24 protein-coding genes are annotated in these 24577 nt (G+C 71.9%); 15 read left to right on the forward strand and 9 right to left on the reverse strand.

Annotated features, from left to right (window positions below; all coding sequences use genetic code 11):
* Positions 1-193: 193 nt before the first annotated feature.
* Positions 194-1420 carry an oxalate decarboxylase family bicupin gene (locus AC3AOF_RS07450; protein WP_488348103.1) on the forward strand — a complete coding sequence of 409 codons (1227 nt, stop codon included), beginning with the start codon at positions 194-196 and terminating at the stop codon, positions 1418-1420.
* Positions 1421-1453: 33 nt separating this feature from the next.
* On the opposite strand, the gene rnhB is transcribed toward AC3AOF_RS07450, so the two are convergent.
* Positions 1454-2050: a ribonuclease HII gene (rnhB, locus tag AC3AOF_RS07455; protein WP_488348104.1), complete on the reverse strand. Its 597-nt coding sequence runs from the start codon at positions 2048-2050 to the stop codon at positions 1454-1456.
* A gap of 255 nt (positions 2051-2305) precedes the next feature.
* On the opposite strand from rnhB, the gene AC3AOF_RS07460 reads away from it, so the two are divergent.
* The 3 genes from AC3AOF_RS07460 to AC3AOF_RS07470 all read left to right on the forward strand — a co-directional run bounded on the left by AC3AOF_RS07460 (position 2306) and on the right by AC3AOF_RS07470 (position 3708).
* The gene (locus AC3AOF_RS07460) at positions 2306-2551 is read left to right on the forward strand and encodes a hypothetical protein (RefSeq protein ID WP_488348105.1); all 246 of its coding nucleotides are present in this window, start codon (positions 2306-2308) and stop codon (positions 2549-2551) included.
* Positions 2552-2670: 119 nt separating this feature from the next.
* Positions 2671-2823: a hypothetical protein gene (locus AC3AOF_RS07465; protein ID WP_236991371.1), complete on the forward strand. Its 153-nt coding sequence runs from the start codon at positions 2671-2673 to the stop codon at positions 2821-2823.
* Positions 2824-3333: 510 nt separating this feature from the next.
* Positions 3334-3708 carry a DUF2794 domain-containing protein gene (locus AC3AOF_RS07470; protein WP_236991370.1) on the forward strand — a complete coding sequence of 125 codons (375 nt, stop codon included), beginning with the start codon at positions 3334-3336 and terminating at the stop codon, positions 3706-3708.
* A gap of 472 nt (positions 3709-4180) precedes the next feature.
* Here the strand turns inward: AC3AOF_RS07470 and AC3AOF_RS07475 are convergent, their stop codons facing one another.
* Positions 4181-4492: a hypothetical protein gene (locus AC3AOF_RS07475; protein WP_488348106.1), complete on the reverse strand. Its 312-nt coding sequence runs from the start codon at positions 4490-4492 to the stop codon at positions 4181-4183.
* Between the two features lie 202 nt (positions 4493-4694).
* Here AC3AOF_RS07475 and hrcA point away from each other — a divergent pair, with 202 nt between their 5' ends.
* Complete coding sequence (hrcA, locus tag AC3AOF_RS07480; protein ID WP_236991368.1) at positions 4695-5798, forward strand: heat-inducible transcriptional repressor HrcA; 1104 nt, start codon at positions 4695-4697, stop codon at positions 5796-5798.
* Between the two features lie 122 nt (positions 5799-5920).
* Positions 5921-7747, forward strand: coding sequence for a DEAD/DEAH box helicase (locus AC3AOF_RS07485; RefSeq protein WP_488348107.1), 1827 nt, complete (start codon positions 5921-5923; stop codon positions 7745-7747).
* 437 nt (positions 7748-8184) lie between these two features.
* Here the strand turns inward: AC3AOF_RS07485 and AC3AOF_RS07490 are convergent, their stop codons facing one another.
* Positions 8185-8550, reverse strand: a complete 366-nt coding sequence (locus tag AC3AOF_RS07490; protein ID WP_488348108.1) for a hypothetical protein — start codon at positions 8548-8550, stop codon at positions 8185-8187.
* Between the two features lie 99 nt (positions 8551-8649).
* On the opposite strand from AC3AOF_RS07490, the gene AC3AOF_RS07495 reads away from it, so the two are divergent.
* Both AC3AOF_RS07495 and AC3AOF_RS07500 read left to right on the forward strand, forming a co-directional pair.
* Positions 8650-9612 carry a LysR family transcriptional regulator gene (locus AC3AOF_RS07495; protein WP_236991365.1) on the forward strand — a complete coding sequence of 321 codons (963 nt, stop codon included), beginning with the start codon at positions 8650-8652 and terminating at the stop codon, positions 9610-9612.
* A gap of 85 nt (positions 9613-9697) precedes the next feature.
* Positions 9698-10861, forward strand: a complete 1164-nt coding sequence (locus AC3AOF_RS07500; protein WP_236991364.1) for a dimethylmenaquinone methyltransferase — start codon at positions 9698-9700, stop codon at positions 10859-10861.
* 9 nt (positions 10862-10870) lie between these two features.
* Here AC3AOF_RS07500 and lepB read toward each other — a convergent pair whose 3' ends face one another.
* Together lepB and AC3AOF_RS07510 are read right to left on the reverse strand one after the other, a co-directional pair.
* Positions 10871-11449 (reverse strand): signal peptidase I, encoded by a 579-nt coding sequence (gene lepB, locus AC3AOF_RS07505; RefSeq protein WP_488348109.1) that lies wholly within the window; start codon positions 11447-11449, stop codon positions 10871-10873.
* 2 nt (positions 11450-11451) lie between these two features.
* Entirely contained in the window at positions 11452-11760 is a 309-nt protein-coding gene (locus AC3AOF_RS07510) for a hypothetical protein (RefSeq protein WP_488348110.1), read from the reverse strand.
* Positions 11761-12106: 346 nt separating this feature from the next.
* On the opposite strand from AC3AOF_RS07510, the gene AC3AOF_RS07515 reads away from it, so the two are divergent.
* Together AC3AOF_RS07515 and AC3AOF_RS07520 are read left to right on the forward strand one after the other, a co-directional pair.
* Entirely contained in the window at positions 12107-13525 is a 1419-nt protein-coding gene (locus AC3AOF_RS07515; RefSeq protein ID WP_488348111.1) for an acyltransferase family protein, read from the forward strand.
* A gap of 2 nt (positions 13526-13527) precedes the next feature.
* Positions 13528-14967 (forward strand): dipeptidase, encoded by a 1440-nt coding sequence (locus tag AC3AOF_RS07520; RefSeq protein ID WP_236991361.1) that lies wholly within the window; start codon positions 13528-13530, stop codon positions 14965-14967.
* Between the two features lie 6 nt (positions 14968-14973).
* Here the strand turns inward: AC3AOF_RS07520 and AC3AOF_RS07525 are convergent, their stop codons facing one another.
* Positions 14974-15960 (reverse strand): aldo/keto reductase, encoded by a 987-nt coding sequence (locus AC3AOF_RS07525; RefSeq protein WP_488348112.1) that lies wholly within the window; start codon positions 15958-15960, stop codon positions 14974-14976.
* Between the two features lie 96 nt (positions 15961-16056).
* On the opposite strand from AC3AOF_RS07525, the gene AC3AOF_RS07530 reads away from it, so the two are divergent.
* Entirely contained in the window at positions 16057-16992 is a 936-nt protein-coding gene (locus tag AC3AOF_RS07530) for a LysR family transcriptional regulator (protein WP_488348113.1), read from the forward strand.
* A 55-nt stretch (positions 16993-17047) separates the two neighbouring features.
* Here AC3AOF_RS07530 and AC3AOF_RS07535 read toward each other — a convergent pair whose 3' ends face one another.
* A complete protein-coding gene (locus AC3AOF_RS07535; protein WP_488348114.1) occupies positions 17048-17884 on the reverse strand; it encodes an alpha/beta fold hydrolase in 837 nt (278 codons plus the stop codon).
* A gap of 112 nt (positions 17885-17996) precedes the next feature.
* Positions 17997-18221 (reverse strand): hypothetical protein, encoded by a 225-nt coding sequence (locus AC3AOF_RS07540; RefSeq protein WP_236991357.1) that lies wholly within the window; start codon positions 18219-18221, stop codon positions 17997-17999.
* Here AC3AOF_RS07540 and AC3AOF_RS07545 point away from each other — a divergent pair.
* Positions 18205-18423 carry a hypothetical protein gene (locus tag AC3AOF_RS07545; protein ID WP_236991356.1) on the forward strand — a complete coding sequence of 73 codons (219 nt, stop codon included), beginning with the start codon at positions 18205-18207 and terminating at the stop codon, positions 18421-18423. The two genes, AC3AOF_RS07540 and AC3AOF_RS07545, sit on opposite strands and share 17 nt — an antisense overlap.
* A 73-nt stretch (positions 18424-18496) precedes the next feature.
* On the opposite strand, the gene AC3AOF_RS07550 is transcribed toward AC3AOF_RS07545, so the two are convergent.
* Positions 18497-18700, reverse strand: coding sequence for a hypothetical protein (locus tag AC3AOF_RS07550; RefSeq protein ID WP_099955438.1), 204 nt, complete (start codon positions 18698-18700; stop codon positions 18497-18499).
* Between the two features lie 210 nt (positions 18701-18910).
* Here AC3AOF_RS07550 and AC3AOF_RS07555 point away from each other — a divergent pair, with 210 nt between their 5' ends.
* The 3 genes from AC3AOF_RS07555 (at position 18911) to AC3AOF_RS07565 (ending at position 24550) form a co-directional block, all read left to right on the forward strand.
* Positions 18911-19654: a spermidine synthase gene (locus AC3AOF_RS07555; protein ID WP_442919304.1), complete on the forward strand. Its 744-nt coding sequence runs from the start codon at positions 18911-18913 to the stop codon at positions 19652-19654.
* 189 nt (positions 19655-19843) lie between these two features.
* The gene (locus AC3AOF_RS07560) at positions 19844-20887 is read left to right on the forward strand and encodes an AraC-like ligand-binding domain-containing protein (RefSeq protein WP_488348115.1); all 1044 of its coding nucleotides are present in this window, start codon (positions 19844-19846) and stop codon (positions 20885-20887) included.
* Positions 20888-21679: 792 nt separating this feature from the next.
* A complete protein-coding gene (locus AC3AOF_RS07565; protein WP_488348116.1) occupies positions 21680-24550 on the forward strand; it encodes a bifunctional diguanylate cyclase/phosphodiesterase in 2871 nt (956 codons plus the stop codon).
* Positions 24551-24577: the final 27 nt, after the last annotated feature.

The raw sequence follows: 24577 nt of genomic DNA on the forward strand, positions 1-24577 counted from the left end.
TCCGCTGCGCGGCCCCGGAATGACGCAGTAGATTTGATATTTAGAGAGAACAAACGAACAGTCTCTCCCAGGCGCCGACGTCATGCGCTGCGTCAGGCCACACCCGTGAATCGGAACCCCCCGCCAAGCGACGCATTGTCGGGCGTCACGCGGGGCCGCGCATCCTGGCCCCGCCCACAGGTGGAGCCCGTCCATGACGCTCATCTCCCGTCGCGACACGTTGGCCGCCGCGGCGGCCGGCCTCGTGGGCACCGCCGCCGGTGCGCAGGCGCAGACCCCAGCCCCGGGACCGCAGCCCGTGCGCGGCAAGGACGGGGCGGACATCCTCGGGCCCACCAACCCGGCGCGGCAGGCCGAGGAGCCGTTCACCACGCGCCCGCCGACGACCGACCACGGCACGATGCCGAACCTGAAATGGTCGTTCACCGACAGCCACATGCGGCTCGAGGAGGGCGGCTGGGCACGCCAGACGACGGTGCGCGAATTGCCGATCTCGACCGCCATGGCGGGCGTCAACATGCGCCTCAAGGCCGGCGTCGCCCGGGAGATGCACTGGCACAAGGAGGCAGAGTGGGCCTACATGCTCAAGGGCCGCGCCCGCATCACCGCCGTCGACCAGGCCGGCCGCACCTTCGTGGACGATGTGGCTGAGGGCGACCTCTGGTACTTCCCGTCCGGCATCCCGCATTCGATCCAGGGATTGCCGGGTGAGATCGACGGCTGCGAGTTCCTGCTGGTCTTCGACGACGGCCACTTTTCCGAAGATTCGACCTTCCTGATCACCGATTGGCTCGCCCATACCCCGCGCGACATCCTGGCGAAGAACTTCGGGGTGCCGGAATCGGCCCTCGCCCGGTTGCCGGACAAGGAGAAGTACATCTTCCCGGCGCCGATGCCGGGGCCGCTCGCCGGCGACCGGACCGGCGGCGCCGGGCCGGTGCCGGACAGCTTCAGCCACCGGATGCTGGCGCAGGAGCCGATCCGTACGAAGAGCGGCACCGTCCGCATCACCGATTCCAAGATCTTCCCGGCCTCGAAGACCATCGCGGCGGCCCTGGTCGAGCTGGAGCCGGGCGCACTTCGCGAGCTGCATTGGCACCCGAACGGCGACGAGTGGCAATACTACCTCTCGGGCCAGGGCCGGATGACGGTGTTCGGCTCCGAATCGAAGGCCCGCACCTTCGACTACCAGGCCGGCGACGTCGGCTACGTGCCCTTCGCTATGGGGCATTACATCGAGAATACCGGCACGACGCCGCTCCGCTTCCTCGAACTGTTCCGCAGCCCGGTCTACGCCGACGTGTCGCTGAACCAGTGGATGGCGCTCACCCCGCACGCGCTGGTGCGGGCGCATCTCGACATCGACGAGTCGGTGCTGGCCGGCCTGCCGACGGGGAAGACACCGGTCCTGCCGGGGTGAGGCGCTTCGCCGGGACCCGTCACGCGGGCATCGTCACAGGCTCTTGGACTTGAAGCTCAGCCGGTGATGCCGGGTGAGGCCGAGGCTCGCCATCGCGGCCCGGTGCGCCGCGGTGCCGTAGCCGACGTTGCGCTCCCAGGCATAGGCCGGGTGGCGCCGGGCCAGCGCCCGCATCAGCCGGTCGCGCGCCACCTTGGCGACGATCGAGCTCGCGGCGATCTGCGGCACCAGCCGGTCGCCGCCGATGAAGGCCCGGCAGGGCAGGGGCAGTCCTGGGGGCACGTCGCGCCCGTCCACCGCCACCTCCGCCTCGATGCCGAGGCGCGCGACCGCGCGGCGCATGGCGTCGAGGGTGGCGGCGCGCACGTTGATCCGGTCGATCAGGTCGCGGGAGGCACCGGCCAGCGCCACGCGCCCGCTCGCCATGATCCGCGGTGCCAGCCGCTCGCGGGTGGCGGCGTCGAGCCGCTTGCTGTCGTCGAGGGCCTCCAGCAGGTCGCCCGACAGGGCGGCCGGATCGAAATGCACCGCCGCGACGATCACCGGGCCACACAGCGCGCCGCGGCCGACCTCGTCGCAGCCGATGAGGACGGGATAGCGGGCGGCGTGGCGGGCATCGAACGGGCGCATCGCGCAGATGTGCGCGCGTTCGGGTTTCGAAATCCCTGCTCATCCAACCGGTGGCGTTTCCTTCCGGCCAGCGCGGCGCGATGATCGGCGCCGTGACAGGCGCGCCGACGCGCCGGATCGGGGAGGGATGCGTACGAAGGCCCTGCGCGTCGATGACGCGCTCGCGCCCGGCCTGCGCCATCTGGCACGCGGTGTGCCGCTCCCGGCTTCCGGCGCCCCTCGGGGCCGGGTTCAGCCGCTGGAGGTATGCCGCCCATGAAGGTCGCCCTCGCCGTCGCCGCGCTCTCCCTCGTCCAGCCGGCGCATTCCTGGTACCCGTTCGAGTGCTGCTCGGATCAGGATTGCGAGCCGGTCTCCGACGCCGTCGAGGTGCCGGGCGGCTACCAGACGCACGGGATCTTCGTGCCGATGGCGAAGGTGCGGCCGAGCCAGGACGGTCGGTACCACTGGTGCCACCGCGACGGCACCGTGTTCTGCTTCTTCGCGCCGCTCGCCGGGTAAAGCGCGGGGTAAAACTCTGTTGGCGGCAGGATGTCCTTGTCGGGCAATCGGCTCGCTGGCACCACGCGGCGCCGGGCGCGTTCGCGTAAGGACAGCACGTCCCGCGAAGAGGAGGAAGCATGACCACACCGCCGCGGCAGAACCCCTACCTGGCGCTCGCCCTGCCCGTCGCGCTCCTGGCCGGAGCGCTGACGATCGGATTCTGGACGCTCGACCACATCCGGGTCGCCCGCGCCCGCGCCCTCGCCGCCCAGATGTGGATGCAGCCCTGAGCGGATTCCGCAGAAGCGGCTGCCGGGTTCGCGAAAAAATCTGCGACGGAACAAGGGTCTGAGGGGACAGAGCGTTGGCCTGCCGACGCAAGCCCGCCGGGGCGTCCGCCCGAAGTCGGGGGCTGCCAAAAAAGGGACCGCGCTCCGAAGGAGGCGGCCCTGAAGTCGTTTGGGTCTCGAAACCTCGGAGGAGGCCCGGCCCGCCGGCATCGCGGGGGCTGGGGGGCTGGGTACCGGAGCGGCCGACGAGCCGGGCCATGAGGTCGGCTTATCCTTGCGCACGCATCAAGGCCGGCGCGCGGCGCGATTGTGGCGATTTGTGGGCGGCAGCGATCGTTTCCGTGCTATTTCCGTCTCGCATCGACGGGTTGACGGCTCGGTGTCTCTCCGATGCAACCCTTGCGGGGCCGTCGGTGCCATCCCATCATGGTCGCAGGCGGGTCGTTCGCCGGCTCGTCACCCCGCGTCCGGTCCCCCGGGCGCGAATCACCCCGACAGGCAGGAGAGACGATGAGCGAAGGAGAGACGGCCGAAAGCTGGAATGCCGGCGCCCAGGTCGTACCGTTTCCGGTCTCGTCCCCGCGCGTTGCCCCGCAGGTGTCCTTCCATCGCGACGAGCTGCGCATCATCCTGAACCTCTACGGCCGGATGGTCGCCGAGGGCGAGTGGCGGGACTACACGATGGACTTCACCCGCGAGAAGGCGGTGTTCTCCATCCATCGCCGCACCTCCGAGCGCCCGCTCTACCGCATCGAGAAGGACCCCCGCCTCGCCCGCCGCCAGGGCGCCTACGCGGTGATCGCCGAGACCGGGCGCATCCTGAAGCGCGGGCACGATCTGGCGCAGGTGCTGCGGGTGCTGGAGAAGCCGCTCAGGGTGGTGTGAGGTCTTCACCGGCTTCGCCATTCCTTGCGGATGGAACGAGTAGGCGATTTTCTACGCAAGTTGAAGCAACCGAAGACGGATTTCGGTCTGGCGCGGGTTTCCCCTCCTCCTCTGCGGCAGGACTGTCCGGGGAAGCCGGAAAAGCGCGGGCGTCCTCCTCTCCCCGCGGGCGGGGAGAGGCCCGATCACCCCCCGTCGGGTGATCGGGGAGCCCGAAGGGCGAGGGTGAGGGGGTGTTGCCGGAGGAGCCTCACGCGTCGAGACCCCCTCACCCTCGCTCCGGCTGCGCCTCCGCTTGCTGCGTCCCCTGAACGGGGACGCAGCCCTCTCCCCGCCCGCGGGGAGAGGGGATCTCCAGCGCCATTTCTTTCCCCGGACAGCCCTGCCTCTGCGGGGGAGGAGGAATCCCGCGCTCAAAAGCGTGACCGTTCGTCAAGCGCTTGATTCGTTGTCTCGGTGGTCCGCCGCCACCTCAATAATAGCCATAGCCCCGGTGATGGTGCCGGCCGTGATGGTGGCCCCAGCCGTGATGGCGGCGGTGGTGCCCCCAGCCCCCATGGTGATGATGGTGACGGCCCCAGCCGCCATGGTGGTGATGGCGGTGGCCCCAGCCGTGATGATGGCCGTACTGCACCTGCACCACCTCCGCGGCCGGGGCCGATGCGGCGCCGGGCGCGAAGGGGGCCGCCTGGGCGGCGCCGGCCGTGACGAGGCCGCCGGCGACCAGGGTGGCAGCCACCAGGAGCCGCTTGCCGGCCATCAGGGGGTTGCGCAACGTCAGCATGGTCGCCTCCGGGTTCGTCTCGCCGCATCCTCGTGCGGCCATGGAGACGAGAGTGGCGCCGGGGGGCTGAACGCGGCCTGAGACGGCGGGTCGGCCTTCGTTCAGGCGGTGATCGGATTGTGCGCCCGCGCGGCGTCGCGCCCGCTTGCGCCGGGCGGCTGCGGCCATCACAGTAAGCGGTCGTATGGCTCCCGTAGGGTTGATGAACACGCGCGACCTCCCACCCCTGCCCGGCGGCTCCGGACAGGCCCGTGCCATCGCAGAGCTCAACGAGCGCTCGCGGGAAATCTTTCGCCAGATCGTCGAGAGCTACCTCGCCACCGGGGAGCCGGTCGGGTCGCGCAACCTCGCCCGCATCCTGCCGATGGCGCTCTCGCCGGCCTCGATCCGCAACGTGATGTCGGATCTCGAACAGGCCGGGCTGATCTACGCCCCCCATACCAGCGCCGGCCGGCTCCCGACCGAGCACGGCCTGCGCTTCTTCGTCGACGCGCTGCTCGAACTCGGCGATGTCGGCCAGGAGGAGAAGGGTCGGATCGAGGCGCAGATGCGCGCCGCCGCCTCGCGCCACACCTTCGACAGCGCGCTCACCGAGGCCTCGGTGCTGCTGTCGGGCATCTCGCGCGGCGCCGGCGTCGTCGTCACCGCCAAGCAGAACCCCCGCCTGCGCCACATCGAGTTCGTTCGCCTCGATCCCGGCCGCGCCCTGGTGGTGCTGGTCTCCGACGACGGGTCGGTGGAGAACCGCCTGCTCGACCTGCCGCACGGCCTGCCGGCCGGCGCACTCCAGGAAGCCTCGAACTTCCTCAACGCCCGCATCCGCGGCCGTACGCTCGGCGAGGTGCGAGGCGAGATCGAGACTGCCCGGGCGGCGATGAAGCAGGAGCTCGACGAGCTGACCGAGCGCCTGGTCGATGCCGGTCTCGCCCGCTCGGTCGGCCCGAGCGAGGAGCGCCAGCTCATAGTGCGCGGACAGGCGAACCTCCTCGACGACCTGCGCGCGGCCGAGGACCTGGAGCGCATCCGCCTGCTCTTCAACGACCTGGAGAGCCAGAAGGACGTGATCGACCTCCTGTCGCGCGCCGAGGGCGGCGAGGGCGTGCGGATCTTCATCGGCTCGGAGAACAAGCTTTTTTCGCTCTCCGGCTCGTCGATGATCGCCGCTCCCTTCCGGGACGGCAGCCAGACCATCGTCGGCGTCGTCGGCGTCATCGGTCCGACCCGGCTCAACTACGCCCGCATCGTCCCGATGGTCGATTTCACGGCGCGCGTCGTCTCGCGGCTGCTGGAACGCGGCCGAGGCTGATCCGCGCCCGCCGCGCAACCGTTTTCCGATGTGGGGAACGCAGAAATCCTGCTTGTCCCCCGGATTCACAAGGGGGCCGGGGTCCGGCATGGTCCGGGGATGGTCCGTGATTCCCTCCCGGCGTGAGTGCCCCGACCCGCCCCCTGCGCAGCCACCAGCGCAGCCTGTCCGAACTCGTGGCCTCGCTCGCCCGCGGCGAGGCCACGGGCATCACCGACATCCTGGCGGCGGTGACGCCAGGCGGCGGCAAGTCGCTGCTGCCGGTCATCGCCGCGTCGAGGCTGATCGCCGCCGGCCTCGTCGACCGGGTGGTCTGGGTCGTGCCGCGGGATTCCCTGCGCCTGCAGGCCGAGGAAGCCTTCGCCGATCCGGCCTGGCGCTCGGCTTTGGGCCACACGCTCTCGGTGCGGGCCGCCGACAATTCCCCCGATCCGAGCCGGGGGCTGGCGGGCTACGTCACCACCTACCAGGCGGTGGCGGCGGCGCCCGCCCTGCACCTCGCCGAGATGCGCCGCCACCGCACCCTGCTGGTCGTCGACGAGGTCCACCACCTGCCGGCCCTGTCCGACGGCGAATCGGGCAGCGAGGCAGCGGCCTGGAGCGGCGCCCTGCTGCCGCTGTTCCGCGAGGCGAGCTTGCGGCTCCTCCTGTCGGGCACCCTGGCCCGGGCGGATGGGCGGCGCATCCTGTGGCTGCCCTACCGGACGGAGAACGGCGCGCAGGTGCCGGACATCGAGGCGCCGGGCTGGACGGTGATCGGCTATTCCCGTGCCGAGGCGCTCGCCGAGAAGGCGGTGCTGCCGGTCAATTTCGGGGCGCTGGACGGCGAGGCGAGCTGGCTGGAGGGCGGCCGCACCAGCGGCCAGGCCCGGGTCGGCCCGCACCGGCTCTCCGGCTCGGGACCGAGTGCGACGACCCGGCCGGCCCTGTTCACGGCGCTCCGCACCGGCTTTGCCCGCGACCTCCTGCGCGAGGCGTTCTACGCCACCCGCCGCCTGCGGGCCGAGCGCCGGCGCAAGCGCGGGCTGACCGCCACGGAAGCCGTCCGGGGTCTCGGCAAGCTCCTCGTCGTCGCGCCCGACCAGGCGAGCGCGCAGAGCTACCACGCGATGATCCAGGCCTGGATGCCCGAGGAGCAGGCGCGCCGCGACGTGCGCATCGCGACCTCGGCCGAGGCCGATGCGCACGCGGCGCTCGCCGCCTTCCGGCTCACGCCGGAGCCCGCCGTGCTGGTGACCGTGGCGATGGCCTATGAGGGACTGGATGCCCCCGAGGTCGCCGTGGTGGCGGCGCTGACGCATATCCGCTCGCGGCCCTGGCTCGAGCAGATGATCGCCCGGGCGACCCGGGTCGATCCCCATGCCGGCGACTATGCCGACCAGCACGCCCTGGTCTTCCACCCCGACGACCCGCTCTTCGCGCAGTTCCGCGCCCGGATCGAGACCGAGCAGGCGACCGCGACGCGACCGCGCAAGCGCCCGACCGGGGCCGCCTCGCCCGAGCCGCGGCCGCTGTCCCGGGAGGCCGACGAGGGCATCGTACCGCTGGAGAGCAACGCGCTCGGTCTGCGCTATGCCATGCTGCGCCCCGGCCCCGCCGTGGCGATGGCCCGCCCCGAGGCGAACGAGGCGGCGCCCGTGCCGCCCTCGCGGGTCGAGCGGGCCTTGCGCGCGCGCGTGGCCGCCATGGTGACGGCGCAGGCGGTGGAGGACGAGGCCGAGTTGCGCGGACGGCCCGGCGCGCCCCTGCCGCACCGCTACAACGCGGTGCTCAAGCGCCTCTTCGGCAACAAGAGTCGCGCCGCGATGACGGCCGAGGAGCTGGAGGCGGCCCTCGCCTGGCTGGAGCGCAACCGGCTGCAGGACCACCTGCACCTGCTGGAGGGCGATTCGCGCTACGCCTGGAGCGCCCGGCGGCGCTGGGCCGGGATGGAGCGGCGGCCGGGGTGACGGGCGTCGGCTGAGGCATTCCGGTGGGTGCCGCGATTGCCCGGTCTTGCCGTTTCACCCACCGTCGACGAAGCCTATCCATTTGAAAGTCCGCCGCTTTTGCCTCTCCTTTGTGGCAGGGCTGGGCGGTGAAAAGGATGGCGCGGGTTCATCTCCTCTCCCCGCGGGCGGGGAGAGGGTCGCTTGCACCTTGTCGTGCAAGCGACGAGCGCAGGCGCAGCCGGAGCGAGGGTGAGGGGGTCTCGACGAGTGAGACTCCTCCGGAACCACCCCCTCACCCTCGCCCTGCGGGCTTGCTGCATCTCCTGAACGGAGACGCAGCCCTCTCCCCGCCCGCGGGGAGAGGGGAAACCCGCGCCACTCCTCTCCCCGGACAGCCCTGCTACAAGGGGAAGGGAACAACGCTCGAACTGAGACGTGTGAACACGACACGCCCCTCAGTTCAGCGCCGCGCTGTCCAGGGTCCGGACCGCGACGGCCTCGACGGTCGTCGTCTCGCCCTGGCGGGTGATCGTGACCGTGCGGGCCGCCGCGCCTTCCTGGCGCGGTGTCGAGACCGTGAGGCTCTGGCCGGAGGCGAGCACCGCCTCAACGCGCGAGGCCGGCGCCGCGGCCCGCGGCGCGAGCGTCACCACGACGTGGTGGCCGTCCGGCTCGGCGGTGTAATAGGCGACGCCGGCGAGCGGGCCGAGGTCGAGGCTGGCCGCCCGGGCGGGCCGGAGTTCGTCCGCCTGGACCGCGCCCGCGAGCAGCGTCGCGGCAGCCAGGGCGAGGGTGAGACGGGAGAGAGGGCGGAACGTCATGATGCGGGGTGTCCTGCTTGCGGCGCGACCGGCTCGGCCCGCCGTGTTGACCCCGATATGCGCTGCGGTGCAGCATGGATCAAACAGATCGTATCGATAATGACTATTGATCATATCGATCTGTCCCGGATCGACCTCAACCTTCTGGTCGCCCTCGACGCACTCCTCGCCGAGCGCAGCGTGACCCGGGCGGCCTCCCGCATCGGCATCGGCCAATCGGCGATGAGCTCTGCGCTCGCGCGGCTGCGGACCCTGTTCGGCGACGAACTCCTGACCCGCGCGCCCGAGGGGATGCGGCCGACCCCGCGGGCGCTCGCGCTCGCCGAGCCGCTGCGGACGGTCCTGCGCCAGGTCCAGACCCTGGTGCGCCGGGAGGAGGCCTTCGATCCTCGCACGGTGGTTCGCACCTTCACGATCAGCCTGCCGGACAGCACCGAGGTGCTGCTCGGCACACGGCTCCTCGCCCATCTGCGCCGGGAGGCGCCGGGGATCAGTCTGCTGCTGCGCTCGGTCGACCGGGCACATGTGCTCGAGGAACTCGACGCCGACCGGATCGACCTCGCCATCGACCTGTCGTTCCGCGGGCAGATGCACCACAAGCAGCGCCTGCTCTACCGCGACAGCTACGTCTGCCTGTTCAACGCCGCCCTGGTGGGGCTGACGCCGCCGATCTCGCTCGACGATTACCTGCGCTTCCCGCACGTGCTGACGAGCCTGCGCGGGACCGCCCACGGGGTGGTGGACGACGCGCTGGCCAAGCTCGGCCTCGCCCGCACCCTCGCGGTCACCTCGCCGCGCTTCCTGGCGGTGCCGTTCCTGGTGCGCGCCGCGCCGGTCCTCACCACCATGCATGCCCGCCTGGCGCTCCTCTTCGCCGAAACCCTGGGGCTGACGGTGAGCCCCGTGCCCGTCCCTCTCGACGACGTGGCGGTCGGGATGCTCTGGCACGCCTCCTACGACGACGACCCGGCCCATCGCTGGCTGCGCGACCTGCTGCGGCACCTGGCGGGGGAGGAACTGGCGGGCGAGGAACTGGCGGGCGAGGCACCGGCCATTTCCTGAATCGTGGGCCCTGCCGGAGCCGCGCGCGAGCCGCTATGCTGACGGGATTCGTTCCCGACGTGAACCGACCCCGGACCTTATCGACGTGCGCCTGACCCAGATCACCCACCACGACCTCGACGGCTACGGCGCCGCGACCCTCGTCGCGTCCTATGCCGAGCCCGCCCGGATCGTGCACGTGCCGCGCTACGGCGATGTCGGTCCCGTGGTCGACGACGAATTGAAGCGCCTGACCAAGACCAAGGCGGCCGAGATGGTGCTGATCACCGATCTCGGCATCGAGGAGCCGACGATCGCGTTCCTGCGCCGCTTCGCCGCTATGAACCGCAAGCGCGAGCCGGAGGCCCAGCACCGGCTGATCGTCCTCGACCACCACACCTCCTCGATCGACCAGATGCGGCGCCAGAACCTGGAGCCGAAGCGTGACGCCGACAACCCGCGCCTGTCGCGGTTCGACCTCGGCGACCCGTCGGTCACCGTGCTGATCGACGAGAATTCCAGCGCGACCAGGATGGTCGACACCCATCGCGCCCTGTTCGCCACCAAGGAGCCCGATGCGGGCCAGGCCGAGAACCTGGCGCTGCTCGTCGCCTCCGTCGACGCCCTCGATCTCTGGCGCAAGGAGGATCCGCATTTCCCCGGCGGCTTCGCCCTCGACGAGATTTTTTGGGACAATGTCGGCACCCTGGTACCGGTCGGGCATCCGGCGCACGATCCCTTCCTGGCCCGCCTGCTGATCGAGGCGACCGCGAAGCTGCGTGCCGGCGCGACCCCGGCCGAGCTGGAGCGCGCCGTGCCGGCGATCCGCGGCGCGATCGTCGACGACCTGATGCGCGACGCCCCCGACGACGATGCCCGCCTGACCACCCGGCAGCGGATGGCCCGGGCCCTCGCCCGCTCCGACGCCTTGTTCCACGCGCTCCCGGACGGCACGCTCCTGTCCTTCGCCCTCGATGCCGGCACCTTCCAGCGGGTCTCCGACCTGGTGATGGCGAGCGGGCGCGCCAAGCGCCTGGTCAACGTGCAGCGCGCCGGCACCCTGTCCTTCCGCTCGATCGACGGCACCGCCCTCGACGGCGCCCGCCTGTTCCGCGGCGGCGGCCACCAGGATGCCGCTGGCGGCAAGCTGCCGAGCGGCACCGCCTTCTCGCTCAGCGATGCCGTGGCCCAGGTCGAGCCGGTGCTGAACCCGCCAAAGAGTGCCGCCGCCGACAGCCCGTTCGCGGCGCTGAAGAACTGGAAGGGGTGAAGGCCGCCCTCAGCGCAGGGCGGTGAGCAGGCGCCCCTTCACCGGCGACCAGGTGAAGGTGCCGCCCGTCGCGACCAGGTCCTCGGCGTGGACGAGCCCGACCCGGTCGTGTCGGCTGTCGAGGCTGTTGTCCCGGTTGTCGCCGAGCACGAACACGGCGCCCGGCGGGATCGTCCGCGGCGGCAGGTCCCGCCCGCCCGCGGCCCCGTCGAGCCGGGCGATGCGGTAGCCGGCTTTGCTCGGCAGCCGCTCGACGAAGGCGTGCGCCGGCTGGTCGTCGCCGCCGACCGTGACGGCCCCGTCCGCCTCCTCCGGCACCGGCTGGCCGTTCAGGACCAGGGACCCGCCCGCCATGGCGACGGTGTCGCCGGGCAGGGCGACCACGCGCTTGACGTAGATCGTGTCGGACGACGCCTTCGGCCTGAACATCACGATGTCGCCCCGGGCCGGGAAGGGGCGGTCCCGGCGGGCATCCGACAGGAAGACGTCGCCCACCACGAGGCCGGGATTCATCGAGGCGGAGGGGATGGAGAACGAGCGCCACCCGAACGGCAGTGCCGAATCCAGCCCGGCCTGAAGCGGCACCACGATCAGGGCCGCATCGCGGACGACCGGGCCCGCCGCATGGCGTCGAGGGCGGCACCGATCCAGAACAGGATGACGATGGCGAGGAGCGCCAGCCAGGCCGTCACCACCGGTGGCGTCGGCGGCCACAGGGCAGTGATCCCGAACAGGACGATCGTCGCGAGGGTCCACACGGCCACGAGCGCCGCGCCGAGCGGCCAGGCCCGCGCCCGGATATGGCCGAGCCCGGGGCAGGGCAGCGAGAACAGGCCGGCCAGGGCCATGCCGCCCCGGCGGGGCAGGCGGCTCGAACGCCGGGCTGTCGGGTCGGTCATCGGTCTCTCCGGTGTCGGCGGGGCCGCGGGAGGGAAGGGCCGTACCGCCTCGCCGGCGGGCCGTCACGTTCTTAAGCGAGGATGATGAACGGGCTCTGCGGCCTGAGGTCCCGCGCGCTCGCATGTCGGTCTTCGGCCGGTGGGACTGCCGTTCGGAATCGCGCCGGCCACGTGCCGGTTGCAGACCGGCAACAGATCTCCGGTGGAGCACGCCTCGTGCGGCGCGTAGAACGGGCCGGTCCATGCCGTCGGCTCCGCGATGTTCCCTCCAGGTTGCCAGGTTCCGCCCGCGTCCCAGGCTCTGCCTGCCGTAGGGCAGGGCGGACGGCTCGCGGCGATCGACAGGTTGCGGGGCGCCCTCGTCGTCCTCGTCGTCCTGCATCATGCCGTTCTGGCCTACTGCACCTTCGGGCATGTCGATCGCGCCGACTACGCCCTGTCGACGGCGCCGATCGTCGATGCGCAACGCTGGCGCGCCTTCGACGCCCTGGTGCTGCTCGACGACGGCTTCTTCATGCCGCTGTTGTTTCTGCTGTCGGGGCTGTTCGTCCGGGAGGGCCTGGGCCGGAAGGGGCCCGGCGCCTATCTGCGCGGCCGGATGCGGCGCCTCGTCCTGCCCTTCGCCGTGGCGGTCCTCACGCTGATCCCGTTCGCCTACTACCCCTCGTCCCTCCAGGCCGGCGGCGGGGCGGGCTTTCCGGCGTTCTGGATCCGGACGGTGACCGTCGGGCCATGGCCGAGCGGGCCGCCCTGGTTCCTCGGCGTTCTCCTGGCGTTCGACGTGGCCGCGACCCTCGTCTTCGTCCTGATCGCGCGTGGCGCCCCGGGTGGAGTGGACCCATGCCGTTCCCCGGGCCTCGACAGGATCGACCGGAAAAAAGGCGAGGCGCGGATCATCTCCTCTCCCCGCGAGCGGGCAGAGGGCTCCGCTGCCCTTGCCGGGGGCGGAGGGAGCCCTCGCATCGATCCCGGCAGGGATCGACGCGAGGGTAAGGGGGTATTTCCGGAGGAGCCTCCTTCGGCACCGGCCCCTCACCCTCGCTCCGGCTGCGCCTCCGCTTGCTTTGCCCCCGGCAAGGGGAGCAAAGCCCTCTCCCCGCCCGCGGGGAGAGGTGAGAACCCGCGTCTCTTTCTTCCCCGGACAGTCCTGTCCGCGCCCGCCCGCGGCTTCTTCCTCCTCGTCGCACTCTCCGGCCTGCTCTACCTCCCGCTCCTCCTCGCCGTCGGTCCGGGGCACTGGGTCGGCCTCGGACCGTTCGCGATCCAGGCCAGCCGCGTCGGGCTCTACGCGGGCTATTTCGCGACCGGCGTCGCGTTGGGATGGGGCGGGAGGCCGTCCGTCCTGCATTTCGGTCAGGCCCTCGTCGTGCGCTGGCGGCTCTGGGCGCTCCTCGCCCTGCCGGCGGGGCTGATGCTACTCGCCGCGGGGGCGATCGGGGCCGCGGGCCGGCTGCCCGCCGGGCCTGCGCTCGTGCTGGAGGGTATCGCGCGCACCGTCTTCTGCGCCGCCGCCGCCTTCGCGCTCCCGGCGCTTTTCCTGCGTTTCGGCGGGCGCCCCTCCCGCGCCTGGGACAGCCTGTCGGCGAACAGCTTCGCCATCTACCTGCTCCACTATCCCGTCGTGACCTGGCTGCAGTTCGGTCTGCTGGCCCGGCCGCTCGGTGCGCCCCTCAAGGGCGCGCTCGTCTCCGCCCTCGCCGTCGCGGCGAGCTGGGCCGGCGCCGCGGCTTTGCGCCGTGTTCCCCTCATCCGAAAGGGTCTCTAGCGATGCGCGGTCCGACCCCGCCCGGCCCGGGCGCGAGCCTGCCCTGGTCGTCCCTCCTCGACGGCTCGGCCGACCGGCGGGAGGGGGCCGTCGTCACGGTCGCCGGCTGGCCGGTGACCGCCGGGGAGGCGACCGAGGCGCGCTACTGCCTGCTCATCCCTGAGCCCGTCTGCTGCCGCGGCTGCCTGCCGGGCGATCCCACGGCCTGCATCGAGGTCGTCGCCGTCGCGCCGGTGCCCCTGGACGGCCGCGAGGTCACCCTGCGCGGCGTGCTCCGGCGCCTGCGCGACGATCCGTGCGGCTGGCGCTACCGGCTCGACGAGGCGGCGATGGTGTCCGCTCCGCTCCGTCTCGGCCTGTCTCGCCGCCGCCTCATGGCGGCGGCCTCGCTCCTGTGCCTGCCGGTCCCGGCGGCAGCCCAAACGCCGGCGGCAGGAGAGGCACCCGCAGGGCTGACGGCGGCGGCGTCCTTCCTCGCCGCGCGGCCGACGATCGACTGTCACAGCCATGCCGGCCGCATCCTGCGGGTGGATCAGGCCGACGGGCACGCTCCCTTCACGCCGCTCGCCGAGCCGATGCGCCGCGGGGGGCTCGCCGTCGCCTGCCTCGCCATCGTCTCCGACAGCCCGACCCACCGGGTCACCCCCGAGGGACGGATCAAGGCCTTTCGCGAGCCCGAGCCCGGGGAACTCGCGGCGTACGCCGAGCGCGGCTTCACCCGCCTCCACGCCCTCGTGCGCGAGCAGGGCCTTCGACTCGTGCGCAAAGCCGCCGACCTCGCGGCCGCCCGGTCCGACGCCCCGGCGGTGCTCGTCTCGGCGGAAGGGGCGGATTTCCTGGAGGGCGATCTCGGTCCCCTGGAAACGGCCTTCCACCGCGCCGCCCTGCGCCACCTCCAGCTTACCCATTACCGGGTGAACGCGCTCGGCGACATCCAGACCGAGCCGCCGGTCCATGGCGGCCTGACCGATTTCGGCGCCGCGGTGATCCGGCGTTGCGAGGCGCTCGGGATCGTGGTGGACGTGGCGCACGGCACCGAGGATCTGGTGCGCCGCGCGGCGGAGGTGGCGACGAAGCCGCTCGTTCTCTCGCACACCTCCCTCACGACCCGGCCGCGGCCGCGCACCCGCCGCATCACCCCGGACCACGCCCGGATCGTAGCGGGGACCGGCGGCGTCATCGGCATCTGGCCGCCGGTCAGCCTGTTTCCCGATCTTCCGGCCCTGGCCGACGGCATCGCCCGGATGGCGGACGTCGTCGGTGCAAGGCATGTCGGGATCGGAACGGACATGATGGGCCTCGTCGGCCCGAGCGCCCTGCCGGCCTACACGGCCCTGCCCGATCTCACGGTGCTCCTCCTGGCGCGGTTCACGCCGGAGGAGGCGGCCGGCATCCTCGGCGGCAACTACCTGCGGGTGGCGCAGGCCTGCCTGCCGGCGTGAGGCGTCCTACCCGGCCGCGCTCTCGATGCCCGCCATCCCAGCCTGAGCGTAGCGGGCGCCCGCCGCCGCGCCGGGGGCGAACAGCGCGTCGAGGGCGGCGAGGTCGGCGGGCGTGAGGGCGAGGTCGGCGGCGGCCGCGTTCTCGGCCAGGCGCTCGGGCCGGCGGGTGCCGGGGATCGGGACGACGTTCGGATCGCGGGTCATCAGCCAGGCGAGCGCCACCTGGCCGGCGGTGACGCCCCGCTCGCGCGCAAAGTCGCCCAGGGCCTCCGCGAGGCGGCGGTTCTGCGCCAGCGCCTCGCCCTGGAAGCGCGGGTTGCCGCGGCGAAAGTCGTCGGGTGCCAGGGTCTCGACGTCGATCGCTCCGGTGAGGAAGCCGCGGCCGAGGGGCGAATAGGCGACGAGGGCGATTCCGAGGTCGCGGCAGGCGTCGAGCAGGCCCTGTTCGGGCTCCCGGCTCCACAGGGAATACTCGGTCTGCACCGCGGCGATCGGGTGGACCGCATGGGCGGCCCGCAGGGTCTCGGGAGAGACCTCCGACAGGCCGAGCGCCCGCACCTTGCCGGCCTCGACGAGGCGCGCCATGGCGCCGACCATCTCGTCCACCGGCACCGAAGGGTCGCGGCGGTGGCAGTAATAGAGGTCGATGGTCTCGACGCCGAGGCGGCGCAGGGAGGCCTCGCAGGCGGTGGTGAGATAGGCCGGGCTGTTGTCGATCCGCCGCGCGCCTCCCTCGCGCACGATGCCGAATTTCGTCGCCAGCACGATCCGGTCGCGGCGGCCCTTCAGCACGCGGCCGATCAGCTCCTCGTTGCGGCCGACGCCGTACATGTCGGCCGTGTCGAGGAAATCGTAGCCGAGCGAGAGCGCGGCCTTGAGGGCGGCGGGGGCCGCCGCCTCGTCGGTCGGGCCGTAGAACTCCGAGAATCCCATGCAGCCGAGGCCGGGGGCGGAGACGGTGAGGCCGGAGCGGCCGAGGGAACGTCGTTGCATCGTGAGCACTCCTGAACGGACCGCACCGATCTGGCGCTCCGGCCCTCCTCCGATAAGCTGCACCGCCCGGCATGAACCGATGAGCCAAACTCACCAATGGTCCGCGACGACCTCTCCGACCTCGCGGCCTTCGCGGCCGTGGCCCGGCACCGCAGCTTCCGGCGCGCCGCGGCCGAGCTCGGCCTGTCGCCCTCGGCGCTCAGCCATGCCGTGCGCGGGCTGGAGGAGCGGATGGGCCTGCGGCTCCTCAACCGCACCACCCGCAGCGTCGCCCCGACCGAGGCCGGCGCCGCCCTACTGGTGCGGCTCGGCCCCGCCCTCGACGACATCGCGCAGGCTGTGGCGGCGGCGCGCGCGTCCGCCTCGCGGCCCACCGGGACCTTGCGGCTCAACGCGCCGCGCAGCGCCTGCCGGCTGGTCCTGATGCCGCTGCTCTCCCGCTTCCTGACCCTCCATCCGGAGATCCGCGTCGAGGTGGCGAGCGACGACGCCCTTACCGACATCGTCGGCGAGGGCTTCGATGCCGGGATCCGCTTCGGCGAGCGACTCGCCCTCGACATGGTGGCGGTGCCGGTCTGCGGGCCGCAGCGTTTCGCCGTTGTCGCCGCGCCCGCCTACCTGGCGCGCCGGGGCGTTCCGGAGGTGCCGGCGGATCTGGCCGGCCATGCCTGCCTGCGCCAGCGCTTTCCCGGCGGCAGCCTGTTTCCGTGGGAACTGGAGCGCGATCGCGTCGCGGAAACCGTGGCGGTCGACGGCCCGCTGATCCTCGGCGACCAGGACCTGGTCCGGCTCGCCGCTCTCGACGGGCTCGGGATCGGCTTCGTCTTCGAGGGATACGTCGCCGACGACCTCGCGTCGGGCTCCCTGATGCGGCTGCTCTCGCCGTGGTGCCCGGCCTTCCCGGGCTTCCACCTCTATTATCCGGGCCGCCGGCAGGTGCCGGCGCCGCTCCGGGCCTTCCTCGACGTGGTGCGCGAGGCGGGCCGGTCCGCGCCGTCCGGCGCCGGGCCGGCTTCGCCTCCCTGCCCGTGACCGGGTGGAGCCCGGCGAGGCGTTGGCCTGCCATGCAAGTCCGCTTGGCGCGGGATCAGGCCTTCACGAAGGCGAGGAGATCGGCGTTCAAGGTTTCGGCATGGGTCGTCAGCATGCCGTGCGGCAGGCCCGGATAGGTCTTGAGCGTGCCGTTGCGCAGAAGCGTGACGGACTTCCGGCCGCTGGCGTCGATCGGGACGATCTGGTCCTCCTCGCCGTGCAGCACGAGGGTCGGCACCGAGATCGCCCGCAAGTCCTCGGTCTGGTCGGTCTCGGAGAAGGCCTTGATGCCGTCGTAATGGGCGAGGGCCGAGCCCATCATGCCCTGGCGCCACCAGTTGCGGATCACGCCCTCCTGGCCTTGCGCTCCCGGACGGTTGAAGCCGTAGAACGGCCCGGCCGCGACATCGAGGAAGAATTGCGCCCGGTTGCCGGCGAGCGCGGCGCGGAACCCGTCGAAGACCTCGATCGGCAGGCCGCCGGGATTGGCCTCGGTCCGGAGCATCAGGGGCGGCACGGCGCTGACGAGGACCGCCTTGGCGACCCGCCCCTGCGGCTCGCCGTGGCGCGCGACGTAGCGGGCGACCTCGCCGCCGCCGGTCGAATGCCCGATATGGATCGCCTTCGTCAGGCCGAGCCGGTGCACGACCGCCGCCGCATCCGCCGCGTAATGGTCCATGTCGTGCCCGCCGGGCGCCTGGGACGAGCGGCCGTGGCCGCGCCGGTCATGCGCGACGACCCGGTAGCCGTGCTGCAGGAAGAACAGCATCTGGGCGTCCCAGTCGTCGGAGGAGAGCGGCCAGCCGTGATGGAACACGATGGCCTGCGCCTCCCGCGGCCCCCAATCCTTGTAGAAGATCTCCACGCCGTCGCCGGTGGTCACGAAGCTCATGAGGCTCTCCTGCCGCGGGGGCCGGCGCGCATCGCAACCGGTTGGTCAGATCCCGCCCGCAAGGTCTAACATATCAGGGGGCCGGCGAGGGGCGGAAAGCCGTTCGGCGTGCTCAGTCCGTCTCCTCGGCGGGCTCCTCCGAGGACGGCTCGGCCGACGGTGCCTGCTCGTCCGGCTCCTCCGGCTGCGGCTGGTAGGCGGGCTTGGCGGGCTTGTTCCTGCGCGCCGCCGAGGGTGCGGCATGGTGGGCCGGCATCTCCGCCAGCCGCGCGATGCGCGCCTTGAACTCTTCGTTCGACGGGCTGCGGGCCGAGCCGGTGATGAACATCTTGGCCATGGCCGATCCTCTCGTGCGGAAGGCGGACCCGCCGGAGGCATCTCTGCCCGCGATCGGTGCCGCTGGACAGATTTCGCGATCACATCGGAAGGGAGAAGCCGGTTCCGAAAGCCCGAGCTTCCGGATTCCGGACAGTCAGCCGATGATCGTTCGTTCGACGATGAACGGTTTCATCGTCGCCTGCAAGCTGCATTCTTCTTGATCTGCGCAAGGCCGATCGGCGCCAGGGCACCGCCGGGCGGGCCGTCGCCTCGCGCCCGACCGAGCTGTTGGCCCTAGCGACGGCGCGGGTCGGCCGGCCTGAAGGCGCGTTCCACGGCGGCGGTAGCGCTGGCATAGGCCCGCTCCTCGCTGTCGTGCGGCCGGTCCGACCGCTCCAGCAGCTTGCCGTGCTTGCGGATCGCCCAGCCGAATTTTCCTTTCGGGCTGCTCAGCGGGGCCACCTCGATGGTGAAGGGATAGAATTCGTTGTCGCTCATCCGCGGAACTATGGCACGGAACCCCCGCGGAGGACAAACCTCCTGCCGGCCGAATCCCCCTGTTCCTGACGCCCTCGACGCGGCGGCCCGGCCCGTGCGATAGCCGGGGCCGTTCCGGTATCCCGTCGGCAGGGCGATGCGGCCGATGCCCGGCCGAAGCCGCCCCGCACGCGTTGCGTCCCGACAATCCCGTTCCGATCGCGAACAACGATGCCGCTTCCCCGGCAGCGGCGCGGTCCCGATGGAGTCCGATCCTTGATCCCCTGGGTTCACCTCGATACCAGCGCCATCCCCGGCGAGACCGCGTCCTTGCGCCTGATGCGCCGGGGCGACGAGTTCGCGATCGTGGTCGATTCCATCGAGCTGATGAACAGCCGCCGCAGCGGCTCGGAGCGCGCGCTCGCCAGCCTCGCCTGCGGGCGCCTGCGGGAGAACAAGGCGCCCCGGGTGCTGATCGGCGGGCTCGGCATGGGCTTCACCCTCCGGGCGGCCCTGTCCGAGCTGGGCCCCGAGGCGCAGGTCGTGGTCGCCGAGCTGATCCCGGCCGTCGCCGCCTGGGCCCGGGGGCCGCTCGCCCACATCTTCGCCGGCAGCCTCGACGACCCCCGGGTGGCGCTGCACGAGACCGACGTCCACGACCTCATCGCGGCGAGCCCGGGCGGCTTCGATGCCATCCTGCTCGACGTCGATAACGGCCCCGAGGGGCTGGTGCAGCGCACGAACGACCGGCTCTACGACGTCGCCGGCTTAGGCGCCGCACACCGGGCCTTGCGGCCGGGCGGGCTGCTCGGCGTGTGGTCGGAGAGGCCCGACCGCAAGTTCAAGTCCCGCCTGCAGCGCGGCGGCTTCCTGGTCGAGGAGCACAAGGTCCGCTCGGCCGGGAGCGGCGGGCGGCACGTGGTCTGGATGGGCGAGAAGGCGGACGGGGCGGCCGCCAGCGTAAGGCGGCGGTAGAGCGTTTTCCCGACGAAGTGGAGACCGGTTCGTCGAAGAAAATTCGGTAAATCGAAGACACAGAGCGCTTCGCGATTGCCGCGCGATCGTGAAGCGCTCGAGCGGCGCGATCGATGGATTTGCGTCGGCGCGAACGGCATGCGAGCCTGGCGGTGAGGGGCGGCGGGCCGCACCGGATTCGAGCCTGACATGACCGTGCGTGGCCCCAACCTGTGCCTGGCCGGGTCGACCTTCGGGCCGCGGACGATCCCGGCCTGGCGCGAGGCCGTGGCGCCGTTCTGGGACGTCGAGATCCGCCGGGAGGACACCCCGGATTTCCGCGGCCGGTCGGACGTCTATCACCTCGGCAACGCGATCATCGGCCTGACCGCGGCCTCCGGCCTGCGCAACGAGCGGTCGCGCGGCCTCGTCGCCCGCATGGGCGTCGATCACGTCGCGGCGCAGATCCGGACCGAGGGGCGGGCCCTGCTCCGCGCCGCCGGGCGCGAGACGCCGATGAACCCCGGGGACATCGCGCTCCTCGACCTCGCGCAGCCCCTCTCCCTGGACTCGACCGATTACCGCGCCATCACCGTCATCATCCCGCGCGGCCTGTTCCCGGAGGGCGGGGCCCGGCTCGACGAGGCGCACGGGACGGTCCTGCGCGGCGCCGAGCCGTTCGGGCGGCTCGTAGGCGACCACCTGCGCTCGCTCGGGGAGACCATCCCGCACTTGAGCCCCGCGGAGGCGCGCGCCGCCGCGCAGGCCACGGCCGTGCTGTTGTCCGCCGCGGGCGCGGTCATCGGGGCCGGCCGACCCGGGCAGTCCTCGGAGCGCGCGCCGGTCTTCCTCGCCATCCGCAGCCATATCGACGCCGAGATCGGGTCCGCCGAACTGGGCGTCGATCAGATCTGCCACCGCTTCGGCGTCTCCCGCAGCGGGCTCTACCGCCTGTTCGCGCCGATCGGCGGCGTGGTCGAGTATATCCGCCGCCGCCGGCTCGCCCGCGCCTACCGGGATCTCGGCGAGGCGGGAGGGCGGGCCGCCCGGATCTCCGAGATCGCCTACCGCTACGGCTACGGCAGCCCGGCGAGCTTCACCACCGCCTTTCGCCTCGAATTCGGCGTGAGCCCCGCCGAGGTGAGGGCCGGGGCGCGGGCCGAGGGCGCGCCGGCCGACCGGCCCGGGCCGTCGGAGCCGCCCGCCGGCGACTGGGACGAGTTCTACGACTGGGTCCTGATGCTCGACGCCTGATCCTGTGTTTCGCAAGATTCCTTCCGGGTACCGGTCTCGCGAGCCCGCGCGGTGACGCCGCAGGCTTCACACGCTTGAGCGGGCCTGAAATCCGCACGGAGGAAGCGATTGCGCGGCAATCGCCGAGCCATCAGTCGGATCTCGCATGGCACGGCGGAATGGGACGCTCGCGCAAGGAATTGGGACGGAGGCCGATCGCCCCGGCACCGTCCGCACCCGACATGTCGTCCGGTTGTCGTCGGAGGGGAGTCGGGCGGTGGGGCGAGGGAGCGGGGGAGGCCGGATCGGAGGACGGTGGATCGGTGCCGGGCGCCGGCGCGCGTCACGGACGAGCGGTGACGAGGGCGGTGCGGGGGCCGAGATCGTCGTGCTGACCTGGGCGCAGACATTCGGCAGGGGCGCGCGATCCCCGAAGCCCGATGCTGGGCGGGAGACGGGCGACGACGGCTCCGGCAGGGTCGTCGTCCTCGGCGAGGGCACGCCGCGGTCCTGACCGGGGCCGGCCTCCGGCGCCGCAGGCTCTTTTCCGAACGTCCAGACCAGGTCCATAGATCGATCTGCATAGGCCATTCGGTGAAACGACCGCGTTGTCGGCGCGCGCAGAAGTCGGAGCGATCTTCGGAACCGGATGAGGAGAGCGCTATTCTGTGTCGAATATCTGATGTTATCTAGAATATAACCCGTTATTTGTCGATAATTTTACTCCTGTGTGAGAGGATTCGACACCAGTAATAATTGATAAACAACTTCGTCGCACTCTGGATATCAGCGTGATTGCCGTGACGGGATGCCATGTATCGTGCGTTCGTCTGCCTGACTGCCGAGCACACGGCCTGGGCCATTCCCTTGGCGGTCGTGGTCGCCTGGCTTTCCAGCCACACGGCGCTGCAGCTGCTCGCGCAGGCGCGCGTCGATCGGGGGGGGCGCTCGCTCGGCTGGCTGCTCGGTGCCGCCTTCTCGGCCGGCGCCGGCATCTGGAGCACGCATTTCATCGCCATGCTCGGCTACGATCCGGGCATCGGGGTCGGCTACGATCCGGCGGTGACCCTCGCCTCGCTCCTCGTCGCGGTGGCCGGTGCGCTCGCGGCGCTGACCCTGCTGCGGAGCGCCGACGGTACTCTCGGCTGCATCGCCGCGGGACTCCTCCTGACCCTCGGCATCGTCGCGATGCACGCCGCGGGCATGCAAGGCGTGCACATCCCCGGGACCTTCGTCTGGCATCCGGGCCTGGCCGCGGCGGCCCTGGTGCTCGGGTCCGCCCTGACCTGCGCCTCCCTGCTGATGCTCCGGCACCGGGACGGCCTGGTCCCCGCGGCGACCCTGCTGTCGGGGGGACTCGCCACGGTGCATTTCCTCGCCATGGCCGCCGCCGAGATCGTGCCCGATCCGCGCGCCGCGAGCGACGCCGCCAGCCTGCCGCGGGCCGCGATCGCCGCCGGCATCGCCGGGGTCACCCTCGTGGTGCTCGCCTGCTCGGCCCTGGCGCTGGTCGCCGACCGCCTGCGCCGGATGAACCGCGTGCTGAGCGAGCAGAGGGCGGCCCTGCTTGCGAACGAAGAGCGCATGCGGGCGCTCACCGACGCGCTGCCGCAGATGATCTGGGTCTGCCGCGGCGACGGCCGGACCCTCTACTGCAACCAGAAATTTCAGACGTTCTTCGGCGAGAGGACCGCCGACTACGCGAATCGCATCGAAGCCCAGCACCCGGACGACCGCGATGGAATCGCCGCCGCTTGGGAGCGGGCCCGGGCGGAGAAGCGGACCTTCGAGGAGGAGCTCCGCTGGCAGGATCCCTCCGGCGCGTATCGCTGGCACAAGATCGTCATCGCCCCGGTCATGCAGGAGGGCGCCGTCGTCGAGTGGATCGGCACGGCGCTCGACATCGACGACATGGTCCGCGCCCGCGAGGCGTTGCAGGAGAGCGAGGAGCGTCTGGCGCTGGCGCTCGATGCGGGCAGCGACGGCCTGTGGGATTGCGACCTCGCCACCGGCGCGGTCTGGACCGCCGATCGCTGGTGGCACATGCTCGGCTACGAGCCGGGCGAGATGCCGCCGCATTCCAGCACCTGGCAGGCGCTGATCCATCCCGACGACCGGCCCGGGACCCTCACCCACCTCAGGGCGCACATAGCGGGAGAAACGCCGGTCTTCGAGTGCGAGCACCGGATGCGGCGCAAGGACGGCGGCTGGAGGTGGGTTCTCACCCGCGCGAAGGTGGTCGGGCGCGATGCCGGTGGACAGGCGACCCGGATCGTTGGCACCGACGTCGATATCGGCGTGCGCAAGGAGGCCGAGAGCCGTATCGCCCACCTGGCGGCCCACGACGCCCTCACCGACCTGCCCAACCGCACCCTGTTTCGCGAGCGGCTGCGGCAGCGGCTCTCGGGAATCGGGCGCGGCGAGGGGCCTTGCGCGATCCTGTGCGTCGATCTCGACCGCTTCAAGGAGGTCAACGACGCCCTCGGGCATCTCGCGGGCGACGCGCTACTGCGCGAGGTCGCGCGGCGCCTGCAGGCCGGCCTGGCGGCGCAGGACACGGCGGCGCGGCTCGGCGGCGACGAGTTCGCCATCCTCCTCGCCTCGGTCGACGGGTCGGGCGACGCGATGGCGCGGGCGCAAGCCCTGATCCGGGAGATCGGCCGGCCGATCCGGATCGGCGACCACGCGATCGAGATCGGCGCCAGCATCGGCATCGCCGCCGCGCCGACGGACGGGACCGACGAGGAGGCGATCCTCCGGCGCGCCGACCTCGCCCTCTACAAGGCGAAGGCCGAGGGGCGGAACGCGGCCCGCGCCTTCGACCCCGCAATGGATCTGGCGCTGGCGGAGCGGCGCCAGCTCGAGGCCGACCTGCGCCGCGCCATCGCGCAGGACGAACTGGTGCTGCATTACCAGCCGCAGGTGCGGCCGGGCGGAGGAGCGCTTCCGGAGGACGATTCCCCGGAGGAACGGATCGTCGGGTTCGAGGCGCTGGTGCGCTGGCGGCACCCGTCGCGCGGGCTGGTCCCCCCGGGCGCCTTCATCCCCCTCGCCGAGGAGACCGGCCTCGTCGTCGCCCTCGGCGAGTGGGTGTTGCGCGCCGCCTGCCGCGAGGCGGCGGGCTGGGCGCGCCCGCTCACGGTCGCGGTCAACCTGTCGCCGCGGCAGTTCCAGCAGGTCGACCTGCCCGAGCGCGTCCTGGCGATCCTGAGCGAGACCGGCCTGTCGCCGGACCGGCTCGAGATCGAGGTCACCGAGACCGTCATCATCAACGACATGGCCCGCGCCATGACGATCCTGCGCCGCCTGAAATCGTTCGGCATCCGGATCGCCATGGACGATTTCGGCACCGGCTACTCGTCGCTGGCGACCCTGCAGGCCTTCCCTTTCGATGCGATCAAGATCGACCGCTCCTTCGTCAGCCAGCTGGAGCGGCGTCCGGCGGCCGCCGTGATCGTGCGCGCCGTCCTGGGCCTGGGCCGCAGCCTCGGCATCCGCGTGGTGGCCGAGGGCGTCGAGACCGAGGGGCAGATGCGCTTCCTGATCGCCGAAGGCTGCGGGGAGATGCAGGGCTACCTGTTCGGCAAGCCGCAGCCGGTGGAGCGGATCGCCGGGATGATGGCCGGGGAGGCGGCGCCCGAGCGCGCGCGGCCGGAGACGCCCCGGCGCCTGGTGAGTTTCTGACGCAGGTCCTCCTGTCGCCCCCGGCGC

This window comes from Methylobacterium sp. 142-1Y (genome assembly GCF_057747795.1).